This is a genomic window from Bacillus sp. LR--39 (assembly GCF_053613335.1).
In genome coordinates this window covers 1-2,093 of record NZ_JBSIOT010000052.1, presented here as the reverse complement: position 1 = coordinate 2,093, position 2,093 = coordinate 1, and the positions used below count along the sequence as shown (strand labels likewise).

Sequence of the window (2,093 nt, the reverse complement as noted above, 5' to 3'; positions counted from 1 at the left end):
GTATGAACGCCACCGCCACCGCTACGAATTCAACAATGAGTTCAGACAGCAGATGGAAGAAGCCGGTTTTGTATTTTCCGGGACAAGCCCTGACGGCCGTCTCGTAGAAATTATCGAGCTTAAAGACCATCCATGGTTTGTCGCGTCTCAGTTCCATCCTGAATTTACGTCAAGACCGACAAGACCTCAGGCTCTGTTCAGAGACTTCGTACATGCTTCGCTAAAGACTTCGGAAAAGCTGTAAAAAAGAAAAAGCCTGCCGGCAAATCACTGGAGAGACCCAAATAAATGAGACAAGGAAAAAACACCCCCTGAATCGTATTAATACAATATGATTCTTAGGAGGGTGTTTTTCTATGGGCACAAGAGTACATTACGCAGAAGAAGTAAAATGGGAAGTAATTAAAATGAAACAAGCTGGAATGACAAACAAAGAAATAATGGAACAACTGGGGATAAAAAATAAGACTCAAATTAAAACATGGATGCGATGGTACAAAACAGGCCAAACCTATCGATTTTCGCAACAAGTTGGAAAACAATATTCCTACGGTAAAGAATCGGAGGAAATGAGTGAGCTAGAAGAATTAAAACTAAAGAATAAACAGCTAGAGGCTCAATTGGCAATTATAAAAAAGTACCAGGAGATCGAAAGGAGTTGGAGCCACGAGTCATTGTCCAAGTTGTAGAAGAACTCTCAGCCACTTTTAAAATAATTGATATTCTTGGAGTATTAGGCATACCTAAGTCAACATATTACCGTTGGAAAAAGAAGTATAAAAAAGTTGAGCTAACTTCATTAGAAGAGCTAGTAATCAAGCTGTGTAAGAAAAACTTCTATCACTATGGTCATCGTAAAATTAAATCCATCTTAAACAGAAAGTATGGGATAAATGTAAACCGCAAAACTGTACAAAAAATTATGCAAAAGTTTGAGATTCAGTGTCAAGTTAAGAAGAAGCGACAAAAGTACATTTGTGGTGAGAGTAATATTATTGTGCCGAACACTCTCAATCGTAATTTTAAAGCAAGCCGATTAAATGAAAAATGGGTAACCGACATTACCTACTTACCTTATGGCTCGACTATGTTATATTTATCAACGATTATGGACTTATATAACAACGAAATAGTGGCTTACAAAATAGGTACGAGCCAAGATATTAACCTAGTATTAGACACATTGAGGGAAGCTGTAGAATTACGTAAACCAGTAGGGTTACTTCTTCATAGCGACCAGGGATCTGTCTATACTTCACATGCATATCAGAATTTGGCCAAAGAAAAAGGCATTACCACAAGCATGTCTCGAAAAGGAAACTGCCATGATAATGCCGTCATTGAATCCTTTCACTCCTCGCTAAAGTCGGAAGGATTTAACGCTCAAAGTAGAGCATCTATATCCAATTCTAAAGTAGTACAAATTGTAAATCAATACATGTATCGATATAATCATGTACGAATTCAGGCAAAATTAAACTACCTGTCCCCACTGGAATACAGGGGACAGGCAGCATAGGTGTTTTTTCTAAGTCTCATTTTAACGGGTCAGTTCAACGAGACAGATCGCGGGCTTTTCTTGATGATTGTCCCTATTCCTGGTAAATGAAAGCATCAAATCCGGCGTTTTTGGCTTGCTGAACAAGCGCTTCTGCATTCTCTTTCGAAGAAAAGGCGCCAATTTGCACTTTGTAAAGGCTGTCCCTGTCAATTACAATGGCATCAAACCCTTTTGCTTTCGCTTGAGCGGCAAGTGAATCGGCGTTGGCTTTGTCCCTGAAAGCGCCGATTTGCACTTTAAAAAGGGCTGTGGATTTTTTTGAAAGGTTAAATGCCCTTGCCAGTCCGTTGGCGTGGCCTCTCGCAATGGATTGAATAAACGCGGATGACTTCAGTTTCTCGGCGTCGCTTGTATTGTCTACAAAGCCATTTTCCGTAAGCAGTGCTGGCATTGCTGTTTCCCTTAGCACGTGAAAATTGGCTGTTTTCTTGCCGCGATCCCTGAAATCAACCACTTTTAAAATCTCTTCATGCATGATATCCCGATAGGTGGTGGTAGGTGCGCCGACGCCGGGATAAATGTAATCCTCGAA

General features: G+C 40.2%; 3 protein-coding genes. 2 read left to right on the top strand and 1 reads right to left on the bottom strand.

Translation table 11 applies throughout. The features are described 5' to 3' along the window. Together ACWHAR_RS20115 and ACWHAR_RS20110 are read left to right on the top strand one after the other, a co-directional pair. The coding region (locus ACWHAR_RS20115) for a glutamine amidotransferase-related protein (protein WP_452087622.1) at window positions 1-244 on the top strand (244 nt) is incomplete at its 5' end. A 112-nt stretch (window positions 245-356) separates the two neighbouring features. Continuing rightward, a protein-coding gene (locus tag ACWHAR_RS20110) for an IS3 family transposase (protein WP_085959889.1) occupies window positions 357-1,519 on the top strand; the annotation gives its coding sequence in 2 pieces (ribosomal slippage) (window positions 357-633 and window positions 633-1,519; 1,164 coding nt in all). A gap of 73 nt (window positions 1,520-1,592) precedes the next feature. Here the strand turns inward: ACWHAR_RS20110 and ACWHAR_RS20105 are convergent. Then, window positions 1,593-2,093, bottom strand: a 501-nt coding sequence (locus ACWHAR_RS20105) for an SPOR domain-containing protein (protein ID WP_452087621.1), incomplete at its 5' end; no start/stop codon positions are given.